Source organism: Floccifex sp., assembly GCF_051873495.1.
In the GTDB taxonomy this organism is placed as follows: Bacteria; Bacillota_I; Bacilli_A; order Erysipelotrichales; family Erysipelotrichaceae; genus Floccifex.
Map to the genome: position 1 here is coordinate 1 of NZ_JBJEEX010000078.1, position 1,764 is coordinate 1,764.

Annotated in this window: 2 protein-coding genes; one reads left to right on the forward strand and one right to left on the reverse strand. The window is 31.6% G+C overall.

Translation table 11 applies throughout. The features are described 5' to 3' along the window. The first annotated feature begins 81 nt into the window (after positions 1-81). On the forward strand, positions 82-1,071 hold the full coding sequence (locus ACI313_RS04830) for a phosphotransacetylase (RefSeq protein ID WP_320608583.1): 990 nt from the start codon (positions 82-84) through the stop codon (positions 1,069-1,071). A 14-nt stretch (positions 1,072-1,085) separates the two neighbouring features. On the opposite strand, the gene ACI313_RS04835 is transcribed toward ACI313_RS04830, so the two are convergent. After that, positions 1,086-1,706 carry a TatD family nuclease-associated radical SAM protein gene (locus ACI313_RS04835; RefSeq protein ID WP_320608584.1) on the reverse strand — a complete coding sequence of 207 codons (621 nt, stop codon included), beginning with the start codon at positions 1,704-1,706 and terminating at the stop codon, positions 1,086-1,088. Between the last annotated feature and the right edge of the window lie 58 nt (positions 1,707-1,764).

Below are 1,764 nucleotides of genomic sequence, written 5' to 3' on the forward strand. Positions count from 1 at the left end.
AATTAATTTCCGTTTTTTTTGTGTATTAGAATGGATTTCTTTATATTGTTGTTTTAAAATAAATTTAGGAGAACAATGTTTATGATTACAGATACTTTAGAAAAAATAATACAAGGGAAAGGAATCCGCGTTGGATTTATGGAAGGAGCTGATCCTCGTGTATTGGAGGCTTCTTATTATTTAAAATTACATGATACTGTACAACCTGTTTTGCTTGGAAATGAAGATGAAATAAGACAAAGTGCGAAAGAACATGGTTATAATTTAGAAGGTATTGAAATTATTTCTTCATCTTCGTTTAAAGAACTTGATCAACTTGCTTTACGTATGGTATCCATTCGAAGAGGAAAATGGGATTTTGAAGAATGTAAGGAAATGCTTTTAAATAATGTGAGTTATTTTGGAGCTATGTTAGTTGAACAACATTATTTAGATGGATTATTGGGTGGTTGTTTACTTCCTACTCCAGAAGTTTTGAGACCTACTTTACAATTAGTTAAAACAGCACCTCAAGAAAGAATGGTTAGTTCTTGTTTTTTAATGAGAAAAGATAATCAACAATATATTATGGCAGATTGTTCAATCAATATTGATCCGAGTGTAGATGATATTATTGAAATTACTCTTCAAACAGTTAAAACGGCACGTGAAATATTTGATATTGAACCAAAAGTAGCCTTATTATCGTATTCTTCATTTGGTTCAGCCGGTGGTGAAAGTGCTGAAAAGATGGCCGAGGCAACAAAACGATTAAAACGTATGCCGCTTGATTTTGATGTTGATGGTGAAATGCAGTTTGATTGTGCTATTGCTCCAGAAGTTGCGAGTTTAAAAGCATCTGAATCTAAAGTGGCAGGGCAAGCAAATGTTTTTATCTTCCCTAATTTGTCGAGTTCAAATATCGGGCATAAAATTGCATCTCGTCTAGGAGGATGGGAAGCTATTGGTCCAGTTATACAAGGATTAAGTGCTCCTATTAGTGATTTATCACGCGGTGTTACTGCCAAAGGAATTTATAAAATGGCTATTGTAATCGCATATCAAAAATATAAATATTTTAGTGAAAAGTAATCAGGATTTCCTGGTTACTTTTCATATGGTCGAATGCGATAAGAAACTCCTAATTCTTTACAAATCAGGGCACATTGTTTTTCATCTTCATGAGAAATTGTTGTGTCTACTGTAGTCATGCAAACATGTTTGACATATTGTTTAACATTTTTTGCGAATTCAAGCATAGCTTTATGTGATTGAATACCAAATTTAGATCGTACAATATTTTGGTATTGAACTGGATCTGGATGATTTAAACTAATTGATACTGTATCAATTCTATCCTTAAAATCTTTTGTGGTGTCTTTTTGCCATATTAAATTAGCTGATCCATTTGTATTGATGCGAATGGGTTTGTTATATGTTGTTTTAATACAATCACAAACTTCAAAAATATCATATAAACGCTCAGTTGGTTCTCCAAATCCACAAAATACTATTTCATTATATTGATCCATATCGAATTTTTTAAATTCATTGCAAACTTCTTGAACAGATGGTTCTCGTTCTAACCAAAGAGAGTGAGGATTTTCTTTTGAAACAGTATCCATTGTTTGTCTAAGACAAAAAGTGCAGTTATATGGACATCGATTGGTCATGTTTACGTATAAGTTATTTCCTAATGGATATAAAATAGTCATGTCTTTTTTCATAATGTATTCCTGGTATATTCTAATTGACTCATCTAATAGTCATTTAGAATATACTTTT